The sequence below is a fragment of the Nocardia sp. NPDC019219 genome (assembly GCF_040632645.1).
Classification (GTDB): Bacteria; Actinomycetota; Actinomycetes; order Mycobacteriales; family Mycobacteriaceae; genus Nocardia; species Nocardia sputorum.
The window spans coordinates 729,876-755,305 of sequence record NZ_JBEYCG010000001.1; the positions used below are offsets into that span (position 1 = coordinate 729,876).

Here is a 25,430-nt window from a genome sequence, read left to right on the forward strand (position 1 = left end):
CGGGCGCGGCAAATTAGACCCAGCTAGCCTGGGGGGCGACCCGACCCCGCTCAGCGACAGATCGAGGACAAGAATTCATGCATCGGACCCGTGGAAAGGTATTCGGCGTGGTTGTGGCGATAGCCGCGACCGGCCTGCTCGCCGCGTGCGGCGACAATGATTCGACCGCGACGAGCACGCCGACGACGCCCAACCGCACCACGACGGCGACGACGACGTCGCCGGCCGCATCGACGCCCGCCGACACCGGTCAGCCCGCTCCCGCGCCGGAGCAGCCCACGACGACGGTGGCGCCAGAGCGTCCGCAGCCGGTGCCGACCGAAGCCGTCCCGCCCGCGGACACCTCGAAGCTCACCGACAAGGACAAGAAGTTCCTGGACGAGCTGGCCAAGCAGGGCGTCACCCCGTCCAGCCCGGACATCGCGCTGAGCATCGGCGCGTATGTCTGCCAGGGCACCGCCGCGGGTGCGTCCGATCAGGATCTGATGACGTTCGTCAACGCGATGGCGGGTTCCGATCCGTCCTTCGATCCGGCGAAGATGCCGGTGGAGAAGGCCGGGCAGATCTACATCTCCACCGCTCGCGCCACGTACTGCCAGTGAGTTCGCGCGTTCGTTCGACCTCCCGCCGGTCCAAGCCGGCGGGATGTCTGGTCGTGATCGGCGTGGTCCTGCTGATCGTCCTGGTGGTCCTGCTGTTGTGGTACCTGCTCGCGGGACGTCTGCGTCCGCCCGGGCCGGGACCGAAACCGCCGGAGCGGCCGACTTCCCAGCCGGCCAGTTGCCCGGACGTGCAGATGATCTCCGTGCCCGGAACGTGGGAGTCGAACAGTTTCGACGACCCGCACAATCCCACCGCGAACCCGGTGTCGCTGATGCTGAACGTCTCCGGGCCGATCGCCCAGCGGTTCCCGAGCGAGCGCGTGGACGTGTACACCGTTCCGTACGTCGCGCAGTTCTCCAATCCGATCGCGATCCCGCCGGACGGCCAGCAGTCCTACAACAACAGCCGGTCCGAGGGCACGGCGCGGATGGTCGAGACCATGGCAGCACGGCACCAGGAGTGCCCGCTGACCACCTACGTGCTGGCCGGGTTCTCCCAGGGCGCGGTGATCGTGGGGGACGTCGCGGCGCAGATCGGCGCGGGCAAGGGTCCCGTGCCCGCCGATCTGGTGCTGGGCGTGACGTTGATCGCCGACGGACGCCGTACCGGCGAGAACGGCCCGGGGCAGGCGATCCAGATCGGCACACCGCCGCCCGGTGTGGGTGCCGAAGTCGCGCTGAAGGGGTTGAACGTGCCCGGCATCACGATGACCGGTCCCCGTCAAGGGGGGTTCGGCGCACTGGCCGACCGCACCTACACCATGTGCGCGCCCGGCGATCTGATCTGCGACGCACCACGGGAGGCCTTGAGTCCCTGGAACATCGTGGGCAGTGTGAACACGCTGGTCCGGGCGGCGGGGAACCCCGTGCACACCCTTTACAACAGTTTCGTCGTGGACGGCGACGGCACCACCGCCACGCAGTGGACGGCCAACTGGGCGGCGGGCCTGATCGAGGCAGCGCCGCATCCGGCCCATTCGTGAAAATTCACAGTCCGTGAGATACCCCGCACCCCCTTGGCGTGACAAGCGCAACTCGAGGTGGGTACCACGCTGTAAAGTGCGCTGGTGATCGCGACGCCGGACACCACCGCAGCGCAGCCCGAGGGCGGGCGTCGCGCCCGTACTCCCCTTACAGCCAGGAGCATGAGTTCATGACAGAAGCCGCCGCACCGGCCACCACGGCGAGCCGTGACGCGGATGCTGCGTTGTCCGCGCTGGGCACTCCGTTGCGCCCGTTCCGCTTCGCGGCGGCCGGCGAGGGAAACAAGCAGGAGGGCGGCGCGCGCAAGTTCGTGCAGACCGCTCAGCAGGCCGAAGAGTACGGCTTCGACACCTTCGTGGTGCCCGATCACCTCGGCGAGCAGATCGGGCCGATCGCCGCGCTCGGCGCGCTGACCCAGGCCACCGAGCGGATCCGGCTCGGCACCTCGGTGCTGGCGAACGGTTTCCGCCACCCCGTCGTCCTGGCCAAGGACCTGGCGACCATCGACGTGCTGTCCAAGGGCAGGCTCGAGGTCGGTCTCGGCGCGGGCTGGATCAAGGAGGAGTTCGACAACGCGGGCATCGCCTACGAGTCGCCCGGTGTCCGGCTGGAGAAGCTGGACGAAGCGCTGACCATTCTCGACGTGCTGCTGCGCGGCCAGGAGTGCACCTTCGAAGGCAAGCACTACCAGGTCCGCGGCATCAAAGGCACCCCGCGGCCGCGGCAGGGCCCGCGCCCGCCGATCTGTACCGGCGGTGGCGGTCCGAAGATGCTGCGCCTGGCCGCCAAGCACGCCGACATCATCTCCGTCGTTCCGGTGACCACCAAGAACGGCAAGGGCCTCCTCTCCGGCATCACCATCGAGAAGGCCGTGGAAAAGGTGAATCTGATCAAGGAGGCCGCCGGAGACCGGTTCGCCGACATCGAGTTGAACTGGGCCATCACGGCCGTCGTGATCACCGACGATCGCGAGAAGACCGCGGAGATGGCGTTGTCGGCGTTGGACCGGGGACTGCACCCGAACCTGGAGGTCGACGTTCAGCTGTCCGTCGAGGACATCCTGAACTCGCCCTACGTGGCGATCGGGACATTCGAGGAGATCGCCGAGCAGATCCGCCGTGTGCGGGAACTCACCTCGATGTCCTATGTCGGCGTGTTCCCCACCCAGATGGACGCGTTCGCCCCCGTTATTCCCCTGCTGCGGGACGAGTGAGCCGGTCTTCTCTGTAACATGACTCTGGTTTGAGTACATCTAGCCGATAAGCGGTCACCGCGCAGACCGCACAAAATCTGCAGGCTGGCTCTGCACTTGGAGCACCCGCGGGCGAAAGCGAGTCGGGGCCTCACAGGTAAAAGCGGCGATCTCGCCGTCTTGCTGCGTGTGCCTCGGAGGAGAAGAAGGAATGGAAGAGACTTTCGACGACTACCTGGACGAAACCGGGAACATCCGCATTCCCGAGGATCACACCCTGGTTGATCACGTCGAGAAGCACACCCGGAACGACGCGAACACCCTGGCGTATCGCTACATCGACTACTCGCGCGAGCGCGACGGCGAGGCACAGGAGCTGACGTGGCGTGAGTTCGGTATTCGGCTGCGCGCGGTGGCCGCTCGACTGCAGCAGGTGACCAACCCGGGCGACCGGGTCGCGATCCTCGCGCCGCAGGGCTTGGACTACGTGATCTCCTTCTTCGCCGCGATCTACGCGGGCACCATCTCGGTGCCGCTGTTCGACCCGGACGAGCCCGGCCACACCGATCGCCTGCACGCGGTGCTCGGCGACTGTGAGCCCTCGGCCATCCTGACCGCGAGCTCCTCCGCGGCCGGGGTCCGGCAGTTCTTCCGCTCGCTGCCCGCCGCCCAGCGTCCGCGCATCATCGCCGTGGACGCGATTCCCGACAGCGTCGGCGAGAGCTGGGTGCGCCCGGACATCGCGATCGACGACATCGCCTACCTGCAGTACACCTCGGGCTCCACCCGGGTGCCCGCCGGTGTGGAGATCACGCACCGCGCGGTGGGCACCAACCTGCTGCAGATGGTCGACGCGATCAACCTGGACTGGAACTCGCGCGGCGTCACCTGGCTGCCGCTGTTCCACGACATGGGGCTGCTGACGGTGATCCTGCCCGCGGTGGGCGGCAAGTACATCACCATCATGTCGCCGAGCGCGTTCGTGCGCCGTCCGTACCGCTGGATCAAGGAGCTGGCCGCGGTCTCCGACGGCGCCGGAACCTTCGCCGCGGCACCGAACTTCGCGTTCGAGCACGCCGCCGCGCGCGGTTTGCCGAAGAACGGCGAGTCGCTGGACCTGTCGAACGTCATCGGCCTGATCAACGGCAGCGAGCCGGTGACCACCTCGTCGATGAAGAAGTTCAACGAGGCGTTCGCGCCCTACGGCCTGCCCAAGACCGCCATCAAGCCGTGCTACGGCATGGCCGAGGCGACGCTGTTCGTCTCCGCCACCAAGGCCGAGGACGAGGCGAAGGTCACCTACGTCGACCGCAAGGAGCTCAACGCGGGACGGATGGTGAAGGTCGACCAGAGCCACGAGGACGCGATCGCCCAGGTGTCCTGCGGTTACGTCGCGCTGTCGCAGTGGGCGACGATCATCGATCCGGAGTCCGTGGAATCCGGCGGTGGCCGCGAGGTGCCCGACGGGCACGTCGGCGAGATCTGGCTGCACGGCAACAACATGGGCATCGGCTACTGGGGTCGTCCCGACGAGACCGCGGCGACGTTCCAGAACAAGGTCACCGAGCGCCTCCCCGAGGGCAGCCACGCCGAGGGCACCGCGCCGGACGCGAACTGGATGCGCACCGGCGACTACGGCGTCTACTTCGAGGGCGAGCTGTACATCACCGGCCGGGTCAAGGACCTGGTGATCGTGGACGGCCGCAACCACTACCCGCAGGACCTGGAGTTCTCCGCGCAGGAAGCCAGCACCGCGCTGCGGCCCGGCTTCGTGGCGGCGTTCTCGGTGCCCGCCAACCAGCTCCCGGCCGAGGTGTTCGAGCAGGGCAGCCATTCCGGCTTGCAGTTCGACGCCGACGACGCGTCCGAGCAGCTGGTCATCGTGGGTGAGCGGGGTCCGGGTGCGGGCAAGGCCGATCCGCTGCCCATCGCCGACGCGGTGCGCGCGGCGATCTCGCAGCGCCACGGCGTGACCGTTCGAGACGTGCTGCTGGTGCCCGCCGGGTCGATCCCGCGCACCTCCAGCGGCAAGATCGCCCGCCGCGCCTGCCGGGCGGCCTATCTGGAGGGAACGCTGCGGGGTGGTTACACCCAGCAGGCTTTCCCCGATGCACCGGAAGAGTAATTGCTCAGGGGCGGCCTCGGACCGACCATCGACGCTCGGCGCCGACCTTCCCACGCGCCGGGCGTCATTTCACGGTACGCCCGGTACGCAGACAGGTAGCTTGAGGAATTGATGGCTGACAACGAGGGCACGCCCACCCAGACGACCGACACCCCGCCCGTGGAGACCGTCGCCGACGCGGCGGCCCCGGCCGAGTCCGCGAAGGGCGGCCCGCAGACCGACATGTCGGTGGCGGAGCTGCGCGAGTGGCTGCGGCGCTGGGTCTCCGAGGCGACCGGGCAACCGATCGAGCAGATCACCGTGGACCGGCCGATGGAGGAGTTCGGGCTCGCCTCGCGTGACGCCATCGCCCTCGGCGGGGACATCGAGGAACTGACCGGCGTGATGCTGAACGCGACGATCGTGTACCAGCATCCGACCATCGCCTCGCTGGCCGAGCGGATCATCAACGGCGAGCCGGACCTGCCGGAGGAATCCTCCGACGACGCGTTCTACACCGCGGGCTACCGCCCGGGCGAGGCGCACGACATCGCGATCGTGGGTCTGTCGACCCGGCTGCCCGGCGCGGGCGACACCCCGGAGTCGACGTGGGAGTTCCTCATCGGCCGCGGTGACGGCATCCGGGAACGGCCCGAAGGACGATGGTCGGAGTTCCTGGAGGAGCCGCAGCTGGCCGAGGCGATCGAGAACGCCAACACCAAGGGCGGCTACCTCGATCAGGACGTCGTCAAGGGCTTCGACGCCGAGTTCTTCGCCATGTCGCCGGTCGAGGTCGAGCGGGTCGATCCGCAGCAGCGCCTGATGATGGAGCTGACCTGGGAGGCGTTGGAACACGCCAGGATTCCGGCCAGCGAACTCAAGGGCGAGCCGGTCGGCGTGTTCATCGGCTCGTCGGGCAACGATTTCATGCTGCTCGCGGCGCTCGGGCTGGGCAGCGAGCGCGACCCGAACGTGCCGGTGTCGGCCGAGGCCTACGCGATCATGGGCAGCGTCAGCTCCATCATCCCGAACCGGGTCTCCTACTTCTTCGACTTCCGCGGTCCCTCGGTGTCCGTCGACACCGCGTGCTCCTCGACGCTGGTGGCGGTGCACGAGGCGGTGCAGGCGCTGCGCAACGGTGACGCGGATCTGGCGCTGGCCGGTGGCGTGAACATGCTGCTCGCGCCGATGGCCACGCTCGGTTTCGACGCCAACGGCGGCGTCGCGAAGGACGGGCACATCAAGGCTTTCTCCAGCGACGCCGACGGCATGGTCCGTTCCGAGGGCGGCGGTCTGGTGGTGCTCAAGCGCCTCGCGGACGCCGAGCGCGACGGCGACACGATCTACGCCGTGATCAAGGGGACGGCGGTCAACAACGACGGACGGTCCAACGGCCTGCTCGCCCCGAACCCCGACGCGCAGGCCGAGGTGCTGCGCCGCGCCTACCGGGACGCGGGCATCGCGCCTTCCACCGTCGACTACATCGAGGCGCACGGCACCGGCACCCTGATCGGCGACCCCATCGAGGCGGACGCGCTCGGCCGGGTGGTCGGCCGGGGCCGCGAAGCCGACAAGCCGGCGCTGCTCGGTTCGGCCAAGACCAACTTCGGTCATCTGGAGTCCGGCGCGGGTGCGGCGAGCCTGGCGAAGGTGATCATGTCGTTGCAGCACAACGTCATTCCGCCGAACATCAACTACGCCGGGCCGAACCCGTACATCCCGTGGGACCAGGCGCACCTGAAGATCGTCGACGAGCCCACGGAGTTCCCCCGCTACAGCGGTAAGGCCACCATCGGCATCTCCGGCTTCGGTTTCGGCGGCACGAACGCGCACGTCGTCGTGCAGGAGTACACGCCTGCCGCCGACGCGGCCGAGAACCAGGCCCCGTTCTCCGAGCTGGAGACCCAGTTCGACGAGGACGCGCTGGACGAGACCGCCGATGCCGCCGCGGCCTCCGATGCCCTCGCCGCCGCGGCCGAGGTGGCGGCCGAAGCCGCCGCGCCCGCCGTCGAATGGACCGCCGAGCGCACCGAGCCGCTGCCCCAGATCCTGCCCGTGTCGGGTTACCTGCCCTCCCGGCGCCGCCGGGCCGCCGCCGAACTGGCCGACTGGCTGGAGTCCGAGGCGGGCGCGCGGACGCCGCTCGCCGATGTGGCGCGGTCACTGGCCAAGCGCAGCCATTGGCGTTCGCGCGGTGTGGTGCTGGCCAAGACGCACGAGGAGGCGATCGCCGGGCTGCGCGCCATCGCGGCGGGCAAGCCCGGTCCGGGCGTCTTCACCGCGGACGCACCCGCGGCCATGGGCCCGATGTGGGTGCTCGCCGGTTTCGGCGCGCAGCACCGCAAGATGGGCAAGCAGCTCTACCTGGAGAACTCGATCTTCGCCAACGCCGTCGACGAGGTCGACGAGCTGGTGCAGGACGAGGCCGGATACTCGGTGCGCGAGCTGTTCCTGGACGACAGCCAGGACTACAACGTCGGCACCTCGCAGGTCGGCATCTTCACCATCCAGATCGGCCTGGCCGCGCTGCTGCGCGCGCACGGTGCGGAACCCGATGCGGTGGTGGGGCACTCGATGGGTGAGGTCGCGGGCGCGTACATCGCCGGTGGTCTCTCGCTCGAGGACGCGGTGCGCGTGATCTGCGCCCGTTCTCGCCTGATGGGCGAGGGCGAGCAGATGATCAGCGACGACGACGTGCGCAACATGGCGCTCATCGAGTACAGCGCCGAGGATGTCGCGAACCTGCTGCCGGACTACCCGGACGTGGAGGTCGCGGTGTACGCGGCGCCGACGAACACGGTGATCGGCGGTCCGCAGGATCAGGTGGCGGCGATCGTCGCGCAGGTGGAGGCGGCGGGCAAGTTCGCTCGCGTGCTGCAAACCCGCGGCGCGGGCCACACCTCGCAGATGGATCCGCTGCTCGGCGAGCTGGCCGCGGAACTGGCCGGTATCGAGCCCACCAAGCTGAAGACCGGCCTGTACTCGACGGTGCACAAGGAAGAGTTCTTCCGCGCGGGCAGCGACCCGATCCACGACGAGGACTACTGGGTCAAGAACATGCGCCACAGCGTGTACTTCACCAACGCGGTGAAGCTCGCGGTGGACGCGGGCCACACCACATTCCTGGAGCTGGCGCCGAATTCCGTCGCGTTGATGCAGGTGCTGGGCACCACCTTCGCCGCGGGCGTGCACGACGCGCAGCTCATCCCCACGCTCAAGCGCAAGGAGGACGAGTCCGCGGGCGTGATCGCCGCGCTCGCCCAGCTCTACGTGCACGGGCACAAGGTCGATCTGTTCTCGCTGCTCGGCCCGGGCGACTACGCCGACGTTCCGCGCACCACGTTCGTGCGCAAGGAGTACTGGCCGAAGGTGCGGCTGTCCGCGGGCGGCAACGGCCGGGTTCCCGGGGCGCACGTCGCGCTGCCGGACGGCAGGCACGTCTGGGAGGTGCAGGCGTCCTCGGTGACCGATCTCGCCGGACTGGTGCGCGCCGCGGCGGCGCAGGTGCTCAGCGACGTGTCGCTGGGCGCGGCGATCCCGCACGCGCCGATCCCGGCGGCGGGCACGCTCACCACCACGCTCACCCCGCATCCCGGCGGCGCTTCGGTGCAGGTCCATGCCAAGGAAGGCAATGTCTTCCGCCTGGTGTTCGACGCGGTGGTGACCTCCGGCGCCCCGCTGCCCGAACCCGTTGTGGCCGAGCCGGTCCCGGCGGCGGCCGCGCAGCCGCAGAGCGAGGCCGACCTCGAGGTCGTGGAGACCTTCGGTGACCGGTGGGATCCCAACGGCACGCAGACCGTCGAGGAGCGGCTCGCGCTGATCGTCGCGGAATCCATGGGTTACGCGGTCGAGGATCTTCCGATGGAGATCCCGCTGATGGAACTCGGCTTGGACTCGCTGATGGCGATGCGCATCAAGAACCGGGTCGAATACGAGTTCGACATCCCGCAGCTGCAGGTGCAGGCCGTGCGGGACGCCAGCCTGCACGAGGTCGGCAAGGTGCTGCGGTACGCGATCGAGCACCGCGACGAGGTGCAGGCGATGGCCGATCAGCAGGCCGCCGACAAGGCGGCGGGCGGCACGGGGGAGCTGGCCGTCGACGCCGATTTCATCGCCACCGCTCGCCAGGCCCTCGCCACGGGAGGCGATCCGGTCGCCGCTGTCGCGGGCGTTGCGCCCACAACGCCGGACGCCGCGCCGGAAACCACTGCTGCCCGGCCCGATACGGCTCCCGTCGCGCAACCGGTCGCCCACACCGCACCGGCACCGGCCACGCCCGCCGCCGTCTTCGGCGGCGCGCAGCCGTCCGCCGACGAGGACGACGTCCCGCCGCGTGACGCCGCCGAGCGCCTGACCTTCGCCACCTGGGCGGTGGTCACCGGTAAGTCGGCCGGAGGCATCTTCAACACGCTGCCGATCCTCGACGAGGACACCGCGGAGAAGCTGGCCGCGCGCCTGACCGAGCGGGTCAAGGCCGAGGTCACCGTGGACGACGTGCTCGACTGCGAGACCATCGAGCAGCTCGCCGACATCGTCCGCACCCTGCAGGACAGCGGCGCGGACGTGGACGGTTTCGTCCGTCCGCTGCGGCCCCGGGCCGAGGGCTCGAACGCCGTGCCGGTGTTCGTGTTCCATCCGTCGGGTGGCAACACGCTGGTGTACGAGCCACTGTTGAAGCGGCTGCCCGCCGAGACGCCGATGTACGGCTTCGAACGGGTCGACGGCTCGATCGAGGAGCGGGCTCGCCAGTACCTGCCCGAGCTGCGCAAGATCCAGGGCGACGGTCCGTTCGTGCTGTACGGCTGGTCGCTGGGCGCGGTGCTGGCCATGCAGACCGCGCAGCTGCTGCGCGCCGAGGGCGCGGACGTGCGCACGGTCGGCCTGATCGACCTGGCCATCCCGACGCAGGGCGAGGACAACAGCCCCGAGGAGCGGGTGCGCCGGATCGAGCGTTATCAGGCCTTCGCCAAGAAGACCTATGGCGTCGACGGGGAACTGGATCGCGAACAGCTGGAGACGCTCGCCGCGGCCTCCGACGACGAGCAGTTCAAGATGATCAGTGACCTGATCAAGATCAGCGGCACCAAGATTCCCGGTGGTGTGCTCGAACACCAGCGCACCTCGTGGATCGACAGCCGGCACCTCGCCCGGACCCGCCCCTCGCACTACGACGGCAACGTCGTGCTCTACCTCGCCGATCGCTATCACGACGGGATGATCGAGCTCGAGCCACGTTTCGCCGATCGGGTGCCGAACGGGGGCTGGGACGAATACATTCCGAATCTGGAGGTCGTCCACATCGCCGGCGACCACCTGCAGATCATCGACGAACCGCGGATCGGGAAGATCGGAGCCGACCTGGCCGCGAAGCTCGCCGCGATCGAGGCGAAAGGGGCCAAGTGAGCACGACTGCCGAAAAACTCGCCGACCTGCGTAAGCGCCTGGAACTGGCGCAGGAGCCGGCGGGTGAAGCGGGGGTGGCCAAGCGGGCGAAGAAAGGCATTCCCAGCGCCCGCGACCGGATCAACATGCTGCTGGATCCGGGAACCTTCGTGGAGATCGGTGCGCTGGTCCGCAAGCCGGGCGATTCCGCCGCGCTCTACGGCGACGGCGTCGTCACCGGGCACGGCCTGGTCGAAGGCAGGCCCGTGGCGGTGTTCTCGCACGACCAGACGGTCTACGGCGGTTCGGTCGGCGAGATGTTCGGCCGCAAGGTGGCCGGGATCCTGGAGTACGCGGCCAAGGTCGGCTGCCCGGTGGTCGGCATCAACGACTCCGGCGGCGCGCGCGTGCAGGAGGCGGTGACCTCGCTGGCCTGGTACGCCGAGCTGGGCCGGCGCCAGGAGCCGCTGTCCGGCCTGGTGCCGCAGATCTCGATGATCCTCGGCAAGTGCGCCGGTGGCGCCGTCTACGCGCCGATCAACACCGATGTGGTGGTGGCGACCGAAGAGGCGTACATGTTCGTCACCGGTCCGAAGGTGATCCGCGAGGTCACCGGCGAGGACGTGAGCCTCGAGGAACTCGGCGGGGCGCGCAGCCAGGCGGAATACGGCAACATCCACCACGTGGCCAAGGACGAGACGGCCGCGTTCGAGTGGGTGCGCGAATACCTGAGCTACCTGCCGACCAGTTGCCAGGAGCAGGCGCCGATCGTGAACCCGGGTCTGGAGCCGGAGATCACCGACAGCGACCTGGAGCTGAATTCGATCGTCCCGGACGCCGACAACTCCGGGTACGACATGCACGAGATCCTGGTGCGCATCTTCGACGACGGCGCTTTCCACGAGTTCGGCGCGTCGGCGGGCCGCAACGTCATCACCGGGTTCGCCCGGGTGGACGGGCGCAGCGTCGGCGTGGTCGCCAACCAGCCGATGGTGTACGCGGGCGCGTTGGACGCCCGCGCCTCGGACAAGGCAGCGCATTTCGTGCGCCTGTGCGACGCGTTCGAGATCCCGCTGGTGTTCGTCGTCGACACGCCCGGCTTCCTGCCCGGTGTGGAGCAGGAGAAGATCGGCGTCATCAAGCGCGGTGGACGGTTCCTGTTCTCCTACGTGGAGGCGTCGGTGCCGAAGGTCACGGTGGTGATCCGCAAGTCCTACGGCGGCGGTTACGCCGTGATGGGCTCCAAGCAGCTGGGTGCCGACGTGAACCTGGCCTGGCCCACCGCGCGCATCGCCGTCATGGGCGCCGAGAGCGCGGTCAGCTTGATCGGAGCCAAGCAGATCGACGCCGCGCCCGAGGACCAGCGCGCGGCGATTCGCCAGCAGATGATCGACTTCTACAACGCCACCGTGGCGACGCCGTGGGTGGCCGCCGAGCGTGGCTACGTCGACGCGGTCATCGAGCCGGCGGCGACCCGGCTGGAGATCCGTCGCGCGCTGCAGTTGTTGCGGGACAAGGATCTTCCCCGCAGTCCGCGCAAGCATCACCTGCTGCCGTTGTAGCACCCCGAACACGATCGGGCCGCACCCTTGTGGGGCGCGGCCCGATTCGCGTCGTGTGCGCCGAATCGTCAGCTGATGCCGGCGGATTCGATAACGACGTCGTCGACCGGAACGTCCTGGTGCATGCCGGCCGAGGAAGTGGCGACGCCCGCGATCTTGTCGACCACGTCGGTGCCTTCGGTCACCTTGCCGAAGACGGCGTAACCCCAGCCCGCCGGGTTGGGCGCGGAGTGGTTGAGGAAGGCGTTGTCGGCGACGTTGATGAAGAACTGCGCGGTGGCCGAGTGCGGGTCGTTGGTACGGGCCATCGCGACGGTGTACTTGTCGTTCTTCAGGCCGTTGTTCGCTTCGTTCTGAATCGGGTCTTTCGTGCCCTTCTGGCGCAGCCCGGGCTCGAAGCCGCCGCCCTGGATCATGAAGCCGGGAATGACGCGGTGGAAGATCGTGCCGTTGTAGTGGCCCGCGTTCACGTAATCCACGAAGTTGCGCACCGTGTTCGGCGCTTTCTGATCGTCCAGTTCGAGCACGATCGATCCGTAGTTCGTCGAGAGATTCACCTTGGTCATACGCCCACCTTTCCATTGTGGTCGGCGCCGGTCAGCAGGACGGGGTCGATTGGCCGTCCGCGGGGCGGCCGACGCGAATTTTCCGGCTCGTCGGCACACCATTCTGGCAGTCGGCTCCGAACATACTGAGGACCCGCGATTTCTCCCGGCGGCGCGACGCCCGCGCGGACAGACGGGCAGCTAGCATTGCCAACCGTGCCCGACGCCGCAACCGCTGTTCTGACGAAACCCCCCGCCGCCCCGGTGGTGGCCCCGAGCGATTTCCGGACCGCCCGGCTCATCGCGCTGGTCGCCGGGTTGCTCGGCGCGCTGTTCGCGCTGGCGACTCCCTTTCTGCCGGTCGCACAGACCACCGCGGTACTGAAGTGGCCGCAGAGCGGGACGCTCGGCAATGTCCAGGCGCCGCTGCTGTCCCAGGTCCCGATCGATCTGACGGCGACGATCCCGTGCGAGACGATCGCCCAGCTGCCCGAGCGCGGCGGCATGCTGCTGGCCACCGCGCCGCCGCAGGGCGATCGGGCCGCGCTGGAGGCCATGTTCGTGCGGGTGTCGGACACCTCGGTGGACGTCATCGACCGCAACGCGGTGGTGGTCTCGGCCGACCGAAGCCGCATGGGCGAGTGCACGTCGCTGAGCATCAGCTCCGACAGCGAACGCACCTACGCCGTTTTCAACGGCCTCACCAGGCAGGTGGAGCGGCCGGTCGAGGGCGCGGCGCCCGGGACGACCGAGTCGGCCACCGTGCCGGTGGAGGGGCAACTGAGCGGTGATCTGCGGCCCCAGGTGGTCGGCGTGTTCTCCGACCTCAAGGGCGCGGCGCCCGCGGGGTTGTCGTTCGACATGACGGTGGACACCCGCTTCTCCTCCAGCCCGACCGCGATCAAGCTGATCGCGATGGTCGCGGCGGTGCTGTGCACGTTGATCGCCCTCGCGGCGCTGGCCCGGCTCGACAGCAGTGACGGGCGCGGGCACCGCCGGTTCCTGCCCGCGAATTGGCTGAAGCCGACCTGGGCGGACGGCGCGGTGGTCGGCACGCTGCTGCTATGGCACTTCGCGGGCGCGAACACCTCCGACGACGGCTACATCCTCAGCATGGTCCGGGTCGCTCCGCACGCGGGGTACATGGCCAACTATTTCCGCTGGTACGGCGTGCCGGAGGCGCCGTTCGGCTGGTACTACTACGTGATCCAGATCTTCTCGGAGATCTCCACCGCCAGTCCCTGGGTCCGGTTGCCCGCGCTGGCCTGCGCGATCCTGTGCTGGCTGGTGATCAGCCGCGAGGTGGTGCCCCGCCTCGGCCGGGGGGTGCGCACCAGCAAGGTGGCGCTGTGGACCGGCGGACTGGTGTTCCTGGCGTTCTGGCTGCCGTTCGACAACGGGCTGCGTTCCGAGCCGATCGTCGCGCTCGGCGCGTTGCTGACCTGGGTGTCGATCGAGCGGGCCATCGCGACCGGACGGCTGCTGCCCGCCGCGGTGTCCGTCCTGGTCGCGGCGTTCACCTTGGCGGCGGCGCCCACCGGCCTGATGTGTGTGGCGGCGCTGCTGGCCGGTATCCGGCCGATGGTGCGGATCGTGGTGCGCAAGCACCGGCAGTTCGCCGCGCTCGGCGCCGGGCGGTGGGGTTCGACGCTGCCGCTGCTCGCGCCGATCGCCGCGGCGGGCGTGCTCGTGCTGACGGCCGTCTACACCGACCAGACCTTCGCGGGCATCCAGGAGGCCAACCGGGTGCGTCAGGTGACCGGGCCGAACCTGGCCTGGTACGAGGATTACCTGCGCTACTACTACCTGTTCGTGGAGACCGTCGACGGCTCGCTCTCGCGCCGCTTCGCCTTCCTGGTGATGCTGCTGTGCCTGTTCACCACCATGCTCGTGCTGCTGCGGCGCAGGCAGGTGCCCGGCATCGCCAGCGGGCCGACCTGGCGGCTGATGGGCGTGGTCTTCGGGACGATCTTCTTCATGATGTTCAACCCGACGAAGTGGACCCACCACTTCGGCGCGTACGCGGGCATCGCGGGTTCGCTGGCGGCGGTCACGGCCGTCGCGGTCTCGGCGAGCGCCCTGCGGGCCCGCAAGAATCGGGCGATCTTCCTGGCCGGCTTGCTGTTCGTGCTCGCGGTCGCGTTCTCGGGCATCAACGGCTACTGGTACGTGTCCAGCTTCGGCGTGCCGTGGTTCGACAAGCGGATCTCGCTGCACGGCTACCAGTCGAACACCCTCATGCTCGTCCTGTTCGGACTGGCGCTGGCGCTGGTCGGCTGGTACGCGCTGCGGGAGGACTACACCAAGCCGCAGCCGTCGGCGAAGACGGCGCGCGGCAGGCGGATCCGCCGGTTCGCCGCGATCCCGCTGACCGTGGTCGCCGCGCTGATGGTCGCGCTCGAGGTGCTCTCGCTGGTGAAGGGCGCGGTCTCGCAGTACCCGGCGTACTCGCTGGCCCGGTCGAACGTCGACGCGCTCGGCGGCAGCACCTGCGGCCTGGCCAACGACGTGCTCGTGGAGCCGGACCCGAACGGCGGCAGGCTGGAGCCGATCGTGGACCCGGCGCACCCGCCGACCGATCCGTCCGACCCCCTGGCCGGCGTCGACCCGGTCGGTTTCGATCCGAACGGCGTGCCCAACGACCTGTCCGCCGACAGCGTCGAGGTGAAGCCGGGCACCGGTAACACCTCCACCCAGTCGGTCGGCGCGGCGTTCGCGGAGGGACAGAGCGCGGGCACCGGCGGCGGTCAGGGCGCGCGCGGCGTCAACGGCTCCACGGTCGCCCTTCCGTTCGGCCTGGACCCGGCGACCACGCCGATCCTCGGCAGCTACCAGAACGGTGTGCAGCAGCCGGCGAACGTCACCTCGAGCTGGTACCAGCTACCGGCCCGTTCGGCGGACAAGCCGCTGGTGGTGATCTCGGCCGCCGGTCGCATCCTCTCCTTCGACGACACCGGCGCGATGAAGTACGGCCAGTCGCTGACCGTCGACTACGGCAAGCGGCAGCCCGACGGCAGCGTGCAGAAGCTCGGCACCTACCTGCCGCGCGACATCGGCCCGTTCCCGTCCTGGCGCAATCTGCGGGTGCCGCTGGACGAGATCGCGCCCGACGCCGACGCGGTGCGCATCGTCGCCAACGACCCGATCCTGATCGGGGACCAGTGGCTGGCGTTCACGCCGCCGCGGATGCCGAAGTTGCAGACGCTCAACAGCCTGCTCGGCTCCCAGCAACCGATCCTGTTGGACTGGGCCGTGGGCCTGCAGTTCCCTTGCCAGCGTCCGTTCGACCACCGCAACGGCGTGGCCGAGGTGCCCGGCTACCGCATCCTGCCGGACCGCCCGCTGGCCATCAGCTCGACGAACACCTGGCAGGCCGAGGAGTTCGGCGGTCCCCTCGGCTTCGCGCAGATGCTGGCGAAGTCGACGACCGTGCCGACCTACCTGAAGGACGACTGGGCGCGCGACTGGGGCTCGCTGGAGCGCTACGACCAGTACGACCGCAACGCCGTCCCGGCAAAGCTGGACACCGGCACCGCCACTCGCTCCGGCTTCTGGTCCCCAGGCAGCATGCGGGTGTTCTGATCAGGGTCAACCCGGTAGCCCGGGCCGCCGCGTAGGAGCTGACCCCGCGCGGCGGCCCTGCCGTCTTGCTGTCAGCGAATCGGCCACGGGATAGCCACCCAGACACAGGGCCGCCGCGCAGGCGAATCCTGCGCGGCGGCCCTGCCGTATTTTCGCCGGTGCGAAACCGGGCGCTCAGACCTTCAGCCGAAGACCGAGCTCGCGCCGGAGCACCTCTTGCGAAGGGAGGCGGCCGAGCACGCGCAGCACCGCAGGCCGCAGCTCCCGTTGTTCCTCTTCGCTGAGCAGTCCGACAAGATCGCGCAGATCCATTTCATCGAATGCCGTTGTCATGGCAATCAGATTAAGGCCACGGAACTGATTCGTCCTCCGATGTTTAGCCACAGGTGGGAGCACATTTCCATACCGTACAACCGGTTTACTGCCGGTTACTGTCGTAGTGCGCCCGCGCGGCGAGGACATCGTCCATGCGTGCCTCCGCCCACGCTTTGACGGCGCTCATGACCGGCTGGAGGCTGTGGCCGAGCGGGGTGAGTTCGTAGTCGACTCGGACCGGCACTTCCGCCGTGACACGCCGCTCCAGCAAGCCGTCGCGTTCCAGTCCGCGCAGCGTCTGGGTGAGCATCTTGGGGCTCACGCCCGCGATGATCCGGTTCAGTTCGGCGTAGCGGCGTGGGCCATCGGCGAGCGCGGCCAGGATCAGGCTCACCCATTTGTCGCTGATCCGGTCCAGCAGCTGCCGGGTCGGGCACTCGGCGATATACGCGTCGTAATGCTGTTTGGCCAGCTCACGGTGTTGCGCCGCGGTTTTCGTCGCCATCTGGGTACCTCGCCACCTCTAACGCACCTTCGGGTAACTACTACCCAACAGATAGTAGTTCTTCGTACGTTGGGCGTAGCCGAAAGGGAGGAATGTCATGCGAGCAGTAGTTGTCCGCCGGCCGGGACCGAAAGCCGTGGCGGAGATCGTGGAAGCGCCGACGCCGCAACCCGGTCCGGGCGCGATACGCATCGCGGTCGCGGCGGCGACGGTGAATCCGGTCGACCTGATGGTGCGGGCGGGCGTCGGCGGCACGCCGTTCGCCGCGCCGCGCGACCAGTGGGGCGTCGGCTGGGACGTCGCCGGCACGGTGGACGCGCTCGGCGCGGGCGTCACGGAGTTCACGGTGGGGCAGGCGGTGATCGGCATCAGCGACCGGCTCGACGTGTCCTTCGGCGCGCAGGCCGATTACGTGGTCCTGGAAACCGGAAATGTCGCGCCCGCTCCGCTTTCGGTGTCCCCGGTGCGAGCGGCCACCATCCCGCTCAACGGCCTCACCGCGATACAGGCCCTCGACGCGCTGGACCTAGCGTCCACCGACACCCTGCTGGTGACCGGCGCGGCGGGCGCGGTCGGCGGCTTCGCCGTCGAACTCGCTGCGGCGCGCGGTATCCGGGTGATCGCGTCGGCCTCGCCCGCTGACGAGGACACGGTCCGCGCTTTGGGCGCCACCGATTTCGTTCCGCGGCAGGCGTCCCTGCCGGATGCCGTCCGCGCCCTCGTCCCCGGCGGAGTCGACGCCGCCTTGGACGCGGCCGCGCTCGGCCCCGCGACGCTGGCGGCGGTGCGCGGCGGCGGGCGGTTCGTGTCGATCAGCGTCCCGAACACGCCGATCCCATTGCGCGGCACCACCGTACACACGGTCCTGGTCCGCGCCGACCGGCGACAACTCGACCGGCTGGTGGCCCACGTCGACGCGGGTGAACTCACCCTCCGCGTGGCCGAAACCCTCCCCCTCACCTCCGTCGAAGCCGCCCACAAACGCCTGGCCGCAGGTGGCCTACGCGGCCGCCTCGTCCTCACCCCGTAGCCCGCGAGGGACACACCGCTGCCGAGAAGCGCGAGCGGCCCTCTTCACCGTCTGCCGCTCGTGGACATCGAGTGGTGGAACGTTCCGACGTCCGCGACTGCGGTTCGCCCGCCAGGAACGTAAGCCAAGACGCGTTGCAGTCGCGGACAGGTTTGTTCCGGGTGTCTGCGCACCCATTCTCGCGTGGGGCGCGGCATGGGTGCGTCCCACGGCGCGGTCAACGGACACGGATGGGATCGTCGGTGTCCAGGCCGGTGCGGTTTTGAGGAGTGACGTGGATGGTGGCAGGAGTGGCCTTCGGGTCGTAGGGGGTGAAGCGCTCGAGGGAGCCCCAGTCGCGGGACCAGTCGTGGTCGAGGTAGGCGGGGACGGTCTGGGACTTCAGCAGCAGGCCGGTCCAGCCGAGGGGACCACCGCCGATGTCGTCCTGCCAGGCGTTGGAGGCGTCGGAGCCGACCCGGTCGGGCAGGATGCGCCAGCGCGGGATCTCGCCGACGCCGTCCTTGTGGTCGAACGGCCGCTGGCACGGGAAAGCCAGGCCGACGTGCCAGTCGAGCAGCACCGGATCCGTGGAACCGACCACGGAATTCAGCGTGGCGAGCTTCGGCAGCCGGGGTGGGGTGACGGCCAGCCACTGCTTGGGCGTGATGTCGTTGTCCACCGCGACCAGTCGCACGGCGTTCACTTCCCCGGGCAGCCGGTCCAGCGGCACCCGCAGGTTGCGCCAGGACGGCGCGGGGCCGATGTCCAGCGGATCGATCGAGCCGAGGGTGCGTACCTCGCCGTCCGGGCCGCGGACGCCGTACTCCAGGTGCAGTTCCTGTCCGTAGGTGAGCACCCCGTCGTCGTCCACCGACCGGATCCGGCCCGCCGCGGTGATCGCGAGCACCTGGTAGGAGGGATCGTGGCGCATGCTGTCGGTCAGGTCCAGCCGGTACCACTGGGTGGTGAGCTCGGCCTGCTGCTGCTCGCCCTCCTGGTAGCTGCCCAGCACCGGGGTCTTCGCCGGGTCGAGGCCGAACGGCAGCGCGACGGTGCTGCCGTTGACGCCCGCCTGTTCGGTGGTGCCGCCTCCGGTGCCCGCGCCGGTCGTCTTGGTGGTCTTGTTCTCGGAGTCCTTGTCGACCGAGTTCGCGCCGCCGGTGACCGTCTCCTCGGCGTCGGCGGTCAGGTCGCGCGCCACGCCGTTCGGCGTGAATCCCTTGTTCTGCGCGGCCAATCCGTCCGCGGGCGACCCGGTGAAGGGTCGCAGCAGCGAATCGGCGGTGTCGGTCTCCACCAGCACCTCGTTCGCCAGCGCGCAGGCGTCCCCGCCGACGGATTCCACGTTCGACTTGGTGATCGAGTACGCGGGGTACTGCGTGGCCGCGGCCTTGGCGAGCGAGGCGACCTCGAAGATCACCAGCAGGGCGGCCGCCACGGTCAGCGGCGCCGACGCCCACCGATCGAAACGGCGCGGCGCGGCAACGCTTTCGCGCCGGTACGGTTCCCGGTAGTGCTGCCAGATGGCCACCAGCAGCGCCACGCCGCTGAGCCCGAGGAACAGCGTGGACAGTCCCTTGCCCGCGATCAGCGGCGCCTTGTCCCACCACGGGACACCGTAACTGGACACGTACCACCACCCGTTGGAGCCGGTGAAGGTCACGGCGAGCAGGAACAGCACGGCGGCGGCGAACAGCGCGCGATTGCGTGGCGAGCGGATGCCGGTGGTGCCCACCGCGACCGCCGCGAGCGCGGCCAGCGATCCGGCCAGTCCGGCGTACACGCCGAAGTGGTGCGTCCACTTGGTGGGGGTGAACATCATCAGGAACAGCGACGCGAACACGATGCCGAGAATGCGCACCGACGGTCCGCGCGAGGTGCCGGGAATCCGGCCTTTACGCAGCACCTGCAGCACGCAGACCAGCAGGCACAGCAGCATCACCAGGACGCCGAACCGCCGCGCCAGCGATCCGTCCGGCGAGAGCATGAGCAGCGAGTCCCAGCGGGTGCGCTCGTCGAACCACGCGACGTTCGGGCCCACGATCGTGCGGACCCGGGTCGCTTCCAGCACCGTCGCGAGGGTCTGGTCGGCGAAGATCACCACGAGCACCAGCGTGCCCGCGGCCAGGCCGGGGGCCAGCAGCGCGGCGAACCGGAACACCGCGCCCGCCCGGGACGGCTCGCGCACCTTCGCGGGAGCGTTCACCGCGGCCGCGGCTTCGGCGGAACCGGCGGCGGCCGCGTCCGCGTCGGGCCCGGTCCGGACCGGGACCGCCCCGCGCGCCCGTTTGACGATGATCAGCAGCACCGGCCGGGACCCGGCGATCAGCGCCGCGATGCAGATCAGGCCGGTGGGGCCCGCCGCGAGCGAGAAGGCGGCGATGAGCACGGCCGCCGCGGCGGGCAGCAGCCGTCCGGTCGCGATGGCGCGTTCGATCGAGCACCAGGTGAGCAGCGCGCCCGCCGCGATCAGCGGCTCGGGCCGCAGACCGTTGTCGTAGGGCAGCCAGAACGCGAGGAACACCAGCCCCGCCGTCCACAGCGCCACCTTGTTGCGCCGCACCCGTGCGCCGAGGCGCGGCAACACCTCCCGGCTGATCACCAGCCAGCAGACGACCCCGGCCAGCAGTGTGGGCAGGCGCATCCACAGGCTGGCGTCGGAGATCCTGGCCATCCACGCCAGCACCTCGTAGGACCACCCGAACGGAGCCTCCGGGACCGCGAACCAGCGGTAGTAGTTCGCCATGTAGCCCGCGTGCTCGGAGGCGCGCGCCATGTTCAGGATGTAGCCGTCGTCGGAGGTGTTCGCCCCGATGACATGCCACAGCGCCAGCGTGCCGAGCACGACGCCGTCCGCGGGGGTGACCCGCCACCAGTGCGCGGGCAGGAACCGCCGCGCTTTGCGCCCGTCTGCGGTGTCCAGCAGATGCAGTGCGACGAGTGCGATCAGCGTGAACACGGCGGCGGCGATCATGGCGGCCAGCTTCAGCGGCGTGGGCGAGGAGGAGAAACGCGAGTCGATATCCGCGTGCACCCGCGCTCCGGCGAGCCGATCGGCGGCCAGGTCGGTGAACACACCGACCAACTGCGGCCGGATGTCCCGGCCGATCGTGGTCCGGAACGGCGTGCCGTCCTGGCGGTTCACGCCGGTGAGTTCCACGGTCGTCGCGGCGGCGTCGGACTCGATGCCGATCGTCGCGCAGGACCCGACCTCGGCCAGTGGCGCGGACAGCAGCGGAATGTCGCGCAGTACCACCGAGAGTGCGCCGTCGGCGACCGAGACCACCAGTCCCTTGGTCGCCGCCTGGCCCGACGCGACCGGGACGGTGGACAGCATCGTGCCCCCGGTGCCGAGTTCGCCGGCCAGCGAGCAGGGCAGCGTCGCGCGCAACCGTAGCGGCTCGTAGGACACCAGCGGCGCGGCCACACTCGCGGCGCCGGACTCGGGCCAGTCCAGACTCGCTCGGTCTTGCCGCACCGGCAGGATCGGGGTCAGCAATGCCAGCAGGAATCCGAGAAGCCCGGAGAGGAGGGCGATCAAGCGGATACGGGTGAACGCTCGAGAAGATCGGTCCGGTCGCACGGTGGTTGATGCTAGCTACCGTCCGGTGTGATCCCGACTGCCCCCGACGAGCGCAGCGTATGGACGTCCCACAACCAGACGTCCGACACCCGCGTCGGCGTGAATCCGAACAGCTGCGTGACGGTCTCCCGCAGCACCTCGCCGTTCTTCGTCGCGGGCAGCACCAGGACGTCGGCGCGCCAGAATCGCAGGTCGTCCAGCGCCCGAGCGCGCGCGCCCGCGTCGATCGGCGGAACCACTCCCGTGTCCTGCGCTTGCACCAGCAGCGTGGCGGTCGGGCGGGCCTCGGGGCCGTAGATCCCTTTCTTCGTCGTACCGGTCGGCCCGACGAAGTAGCCACCCGCCAGCGGGAAGGAGAACTCGGCGTCGGCCTGCCAGCGCAGCGCCCGTGCGTCGGGCGGCCGGGGTGGCGGCACCAGCACCACCGAGCCGTCGCCGACGTAGCGGCGGACGGCGCCGTCGGCGAAGAAATCCGGTGTGGGCGTCCGCTCGACCACCGGCAGGATGGTCGGGATCAACGGCAGCAGGGCACACGTGACCGCGCCGAACCACGCGAGCGGCTTCCAGTCCACCGCCGACTGCGTCCAGGTCGTCACCGCGCGTTCGGTGGCCGAAGCGAGCACGACCGCGATGGCCGGGATCGCGGCCATGCTGAGTCTGCTCTCCAGCACCGTGTTCAGCAGCGGAACGTGCTCGGCCCAGCGCCACGGCAGTTCGACGCCGGTCGGCCGCTTGCCGATCGTGGCGACCGCGCCCAGGGACAGCACCCCGAAGACCGCGATCACCGCGCTAGCGGCCCGCACCACCCGCTCGCGCCACAGCAGTCCCACGGTGAATACCGCCAGGAGCAGCAGCGGCCAGCCGAAGTACGCGTTCTGCTCGGTCGGGTTGATCGCCACGTTCTGCCCGGGAGCGAACACGCCGCCCAGCGATTCGGACGGGAATTGCACCAGCGCTTCCAGATCGTTGCCCATCGGCCCGTGGTCGATCGACCGGTAGCTCTGCGGACCGAAGAACTGCCACCACAGCGGGATCTCCGCCAGCGCCAGCGTGATCACCGCGGCCAGCACGAGGGTAGGGGCGAGCGCACGCGTCACGTGCAGCGCGACGCGCGGAGTGTGCAGGTAGTAGACGAAGGCGAACAGCCCGAACGCGAGGGCGAAGATCAACAGCGGTTCCTCGCCGAGCGCGATCTGCATGGCGACCAGCAGGCCGAGGACGACCGCGTCGCGCACCCGCCCGCGCGGCCGTTCCGGTTCCGCCCCGCCCGCTCGCCGCGCCATCCGGATCAGCCGTCCCGCGATGATCGGAAGCAACAGCAGCACGACGAAGTTCGGGTGCGCGTTGGCGTGCGAGATCATCCCGGGCGCGAAACCGCAGAACAGCCCGCCGAGCACCGCCGCGACCCGGGACCGGACGAGCTCGCGGGCGAACAACCGGTACCAGGCGAACGCCGTCCCGCCCAGACCTGCGGTGAGCACGAGCACGAACGTGACGGTGGGCCCGAACAGCAAGGTGACCGGCGTCAGCGGCACGCCGACGCCGAACATGGCCGTGTTGGCCATCATGTTCACGCCGGCGGGGAAGTTCTGCAGGTCGGTGCCGAGCGGGTTGCGCATCGTCTCCACCGAGTGCGCGGTGACGGCGAAGAACCATTCCCACATCGTCTGGTCCTGACCGCTCTTGACCAGGTAGCCGCTGTCGGTGTCGCGCCACTGACCCGACAGCACCACCGCGGCCAGCGTCAGGTAACCGACGCCGACGAGCAGATCGGCGCCACGGTCCCGAAACCGGGGGAGCCACCGGGTACGCGCGGGACCGGTGAGCACCCCGGCCGCCGTCGCTTCTTCCGTCGCGACCGCGACCGACGTCGATTCCGTCACCGAGCCGGTCTCGACGTCCTGTGCCCGTGTCACCCGCGCATCACTCCTCCACAGCGTCCTGGCGTACCCACCACGCTGTGCGTGGACCGACAAACGAGAGGGGTATCCACTCCGCGCGAGTTCAACCGCCGTGATGTCAGCGGTGGAGGGTGACCAGCGTGAACGGACCGATGTTCGTGGTGGTGAAACGCGGGTCGGCGAACAGTTCCTTGGGAAAGCTCACCGAATAACGCCGGACATTCGGATCGTTCGGATAGACGTCCTCGGCCAGCCGCAAGGTGTAGGCGTCGCCGTTGCGCCGGAACAGGAACGCGTCCGGCGCGCGCCACGGGCTCGCCGCCAGCGCGTCGAGCAACTCCTGCGACGTCTTCAGGTCGCTCCAGCTCTTGATGGTCTCCGCGCGGCCCGCGAAATCGGCGAGCGGGTTGGCGTAGTGCGAGGTGAGCGCCTGGAAGCCGAAGTAGGGGTAGAAGGAAAGGAAGCTGGTGTCGGCGGTGAGCACCACCGTCTCCGAGCGCGGCCGCCCGGTCTGCGCGATGAGCGCCTCGTCCACCTCGCGGTAGTGCGACACCGCCGAGGCGGCCCGTTTGTCGGCCCGATTTCCGTCACCGTCGGTGTCTGTGTACGCGGTGGTGATCTCCGGAGTCAGGACATGCGGGATGTCCTGCGCGAACGCCAGCGCGCCGACTGTCGCGACGACGATCGCCACGAGCCGGAACCGGGCGGGCTCGTTCAACGCCTGGTAGATCGCGCGCGCCCCCTCGACGAACCCGAACGCTCCCGCGACCGACAACAGCACCAGCAGCACCGGCTCCAGCCGGAACGACAGCAGCGTGGTGCCCGCGGCGGTCGCCACCATGGACAGCAGCGTCCACAGGTAGATCGCCGCCACCCCGATGCCCAGCGCCTGCGCCCGCCGCGACGACGCGCCACGCAGTACCAGCCAGATCGTGCCGAGCAGGCACAAGGCACCGAGCAGGGAGAACTGGAACATCGGCAGGGGCAGTTCCGCTCCTGACTCCGGCAGGTAGTGCAAGGCGGTTCCGGAGCTCGCGGTCGCGCCGCGCAGCGCCTTCGCCAGGTATGGCGCCCACACGACGAGCGCGACCAGCCCGGCGATCACCGCGATCACCATGAGCCGGACCAGCGGCGCCACCGCCGCGCGCCAGGCCGGGCGGCTCGCGTTCGTTGTCGTGCGAGCGCGCCGCGGATGATCGGCGGCGCGCTGCGCACGCACCGCCAGGAAGGCCGCCAGCAGACCCATCAAGGCGACCGCGAAGGCAGCCACGAGGAAGTAGAGGGTGTAGAACGTGGCCGCCCAGCCGAGGAACAGTCCGGCCCCGACGACCGCGCCCCACCCACCAGCGGTGCGCTGCTCGGTGCCCGCGGCCTGCCGCACGTCCTCCAGGGGCCGGTAGAGCGCCCCCCAGGCGAGCACCAGCGCGGGCGGTAGCAGCAGCACGATGACGGCGCTGTACGCCTCGGGCGCGGCGTAGGCCAGGGTGACCGCCGTGCTCGCCGCCGCGACGCCCACCGCCCAGTCCGCGCGGATCAGCTGCGACCACAGCACCAGCGCGACGACCGCGGCCACCGCGAGGAAGCCGATAGCGTACGGCTTGAACACTTCCCAGCCGTCCAGCCCGAGCAGATTCCCCACTCGCCCGCCGATCCAGAACCAGCCGGCGGGATAGAACGACGGCAGATCCGCGTACGTCATATCGCGCAGCGCGGCGGAATCGGTGAGCCGGGTGAGGAACTCGGTGCGGAACTCCTGATCCACCGAGACGCCGAACAGATACAGCTTCGTCGCCGCCAGCGGCATGCCGAGCGTGAACGTGACGAACGTCGAAAGACCGACCCAGGACAGTAGTTTCGCGACCCAGGGCCACTTGTGCAGCCGCAGCAGCGCGATGGCGACGGCGAGCAGGACCGCCGCGCCCACCTGCCCCACGGTGGTGAGCGCGCGCGTCACGTTCGAGGAGTTGAAGGCGGGCCACTGCACCAGCGAGAACGCGACGAGCCCGACGGCGGCCACCAGCGCGGCGACGAGCGCCGCGAGCGCGGCCTCGCCGGCGCCCGCGACGATCTGCCGCACCGCCAGCGACTTCCGCCCCGGCGCCGGGGCCGGATCGGCGGGCCGCGGCGGCGCTTCGTCCGTCGCCGTCGCCGTGCTCAACGG

General features: G+C 69.6%; 14 protein-coding genes. 8 read left to right on the plus strand and 6 right to left on the minus strand.

The genetic code is table 11. The features are described from left to right. The first annotated feature begins 107 nt into the window (after positions 1–107). The 6 genes from ABZ552_RS03305 (at position 108) to ABZ552_RS03330 (ending at position 11,826) form a co-directional block, all read left to right on the plus strand. The gene (locus tag ABZ552_RS03305; protein ID WP_281876708.1) at positions 108–602 is read left to right on the plus strand and encodes a DUF732 domain-containing protein; all 495 of its coding nucleotides are present in this window, start codon (positions 108–110) and stop codon (positions 600–602) included. Then, a complete protein-coding gene (locus ABZ552_RS03310) occupies positions 599–1,585 on the plus strand; it encodes a cutinase family protein (RefSeq protein ID WP_281876709.1) in 987 nt (328 codons plus the stop codon). Before ABZ552_RS03305 ends, ABZ552_RS03310 begins: the two co-directional genes overlap by 4 nt. A 170-nt stretch (positions 1,586–1,755) precedes the next feature. Beyond that, on the plus strand, positions 1,756–2,799 hold the full coding sequence (locus ABZ552_RS03315) for an LLM class F420-dependent oxidoreductase (protein WP_159844753.1): 1,044 nt from the start codon (positions 1,756–1,758) through the stop codon (positions 2,797–2,799). A gap of 190 nt (positions 2,800–2,989) precedes the next feature. Continuing rightward, complete coding sequence (fadD32, locus tag ABZ552_RS03320) at positions 2,990–4,903, plus strand: long-chain-fatty-acid--AMP ligase FadD32 (RefSeq protein WP_195085007.1); 1,914 nt, start codon at positions 2,990–2,992, stop codon at positions 4,901–4,903. A gap of 111 nt (positions 4,904–5,014) precedes the next feature. Next, positions 5,015–10,285: a polyketide synthase Pks13 gene (pks13, locus tag ABZ552_RS03325; RefSeq protein ID WP_357435396.1), complete on the plus strand. Its 5,271-nt coding sequence runs from the start codon at positions 5,015–5,017 to the stop codon at positions 10,283–10,285. Next, positions 10,282–11,826, plus strand: a complete 1,545-nt coding sequence (locus ABZ552_RS03330; RefSeq protein ID WP_281876714.1) for an acyl-CoA carboxylase subunit beta — start codon at positions 10,282–10,284, stop codon at positions 11,824–11,826. The genes pks13 and ABZ552_RS03330 overlap by 4 nt, the downstream gene beginning before the upstream one ends. A gap of 68 nt (positions 11,827–11,894) precedes the next feature. On the opposite strand, the gene ABZ552_RS03335 is transcribed toward ABZ552_RS03330, so the two are convergent. Further along, the gene (locus ABZ552_RS03335; RefSeq protein ID WP_281876716.1) at positions 11,895–12,392 is read right to left on the minus strand and encodes a peptidylprolyl isomerase; all 498 of its coding nucleotides are present in this window, start codon (positions 12,390–12,392) and stop codon (positions 11,895–11,897) included. Positions 12,393–12,611: 219 nt separating this feature from the next. Here ABZ552_RS03335 and ABZ552_RS03340 point away from each other — a divergent pair, with 219 nt between their 5' ends. Then, positions 12,612–15,953: an arabinosyltransferase domain-containing protein gene (locus tag ABZ552_RS03340; RefSeq protein WP_281881245.1), complete on the plus strand. Its 3,342-nt coding sequence runs from the start codon at positions 12,612–12,614 to the stop codon at positions 15,951–15,953. Between the two features lie 174 nt (positions 15,954–16,127). On the opposite strand, the gene ABZ552_RS03345 is transcribed toward ABZ552_RS03340, so the two are convergent. Together ABZ552_RS03345 and ABZ552_RS03350 are read right to left on the minus strand one after the other, a co-directional pair. Then, positions 16,128–16,286 carry a hypothetical protein gene (locus tag ABZ552_RS03345; RefSeq protein ID WP_168434190.1) on the minus strand — a complete coding sequence of 53 codons (159 nt, stop codon included), beginning with the start codon at positions 16,284–16,286 and terminating at the stop codon, positions 16,128–16,130. A gap of 85 nt (positions 16,287–16,371) precedes the next feature. After that, positions 16,372–16,773, minus strand: coding sequence for a helix-turn-helix domain-containing protein (locus ABZ552_RS03350; protein ID WP_281876718.1), 402 nt, complete (start codon positions 16,771–16,773; stop codon positions 16,372–16,374). A gap of 97 nt (positions 16,774–16,870) precedes the next feature. Between ABZ552_RS03350 and ABZ552_RS03355 the strand changes: the two genes are divergently transcribed. Continuing rightward, positions 16,871–17,803 carry an NADP-dependent oxidoreductase gene (locus tag ABZ552_RS03355; protein WP_357435398.1) on the plus strand — a complete coding sequence of 311 codons (933 nt, stop codon included), beginning with the start codon at positions 16,871–16,873 and terminating at the stop codon, positions 17,801–17,803. A 217-nt stretch (positions 17,804–18,020) separates the two neighbouring features. Here the strand turns inward: ABZ552_RS03355 and ABZ552_RS03360 are convergent, their stop codons facing one another. The 3 genes from ABZ552_RS03360 to ABZ552_RS03370 all read right to left on the minus strand — a co-directional run bounded on the left by ABZ552_RS03360 (position 18,021) and on the right by ABZ552_RS03370 (position 25,346). After that, positions 18,021–21,368, minus strand: coding sequence for an arabinosyltransferase domain-containing protein (locus tag ABZ552_RS03360; protein ID WP_357435400.1), 3,348 nt, complete (start codon positions 21,366–21,368; stop codon positions 18,021–18,023). 11 nt (positions 21,369–21,379) lie between these two features. Further along, the gene (locus ABZ552_RS03365) at positions 21,380–23,284 is read right to left on the minus strand and encodes a glycosyl transferase (RefSeq protein ID WP_357435402.1); all 1,905 of its coding nucleotides are present in this window, start codon (positions 23,282–23,284) and stop codon (positions 21,380–21,382) included. A 103-nt stretch (positions 23,285–23,387) separates the two neighbouring features. After that, entirely contained in the window at positions 23,388–25,346 is a 1,959-nt protein-coding gene (locus ABZ552_RS03370) for a galactan 5-O-arabinofuranosyltransferase (protein WP_281881246.1), read from the minus strand. Between the last annotated feature and the right edge of the window lie 84 nt (positions 25,347–25,430).

Coding starts and splice junctions, on each gene's coding strand:
- ABZ552_RS03335 (WP_281876716.1), bottom strand. CDS start 12,392: ATGACCAAGGTGAATCTCTCGACGAACTACGGATCGATCGTGCTCGAA.
- pks13 (WP_357435396.1), top strand. CDS start 5,015: ATGGCTGACAACGAGGGCACGCCCACCCAGACGACCGACACCCCGCCC.
- ABZ552_RS03315 (WP_159844753.1), top strand. CDS start 1,756: ATGACAGAAGCCGCCGCACCGGCCACCACGGCGAGCCGTGACGCGGAT.
- ABZ552_RS03345 (WP_168434190.1), bottom strand. CDS start 16,286: ATGACAACGGCATTCGATGAAATGGATCTGCGCGATCTTGTCGGACTG.
- fadD32 (WP_195085007.1), top strand. CDS start 2,990: ATGGAAGAGACTTTCGACGACTACCTGGACGAAACCGGGAACATCCGC.
- ABZ552_RS03350 (WP_281876718.1), bottom strand. CDS start 16,773: ATGGCGACGAAAACCGCGGCGCAACACCGTGAGCTGGCCAAACAGCAT.
- ABZ552_RS03355 (WP_357435398.1), top strand. CDS start 16,871: ATGCGAGCAGTAGTTGTCCGCCGGCCGGGACCGAAAGCCGTGGCGGAG.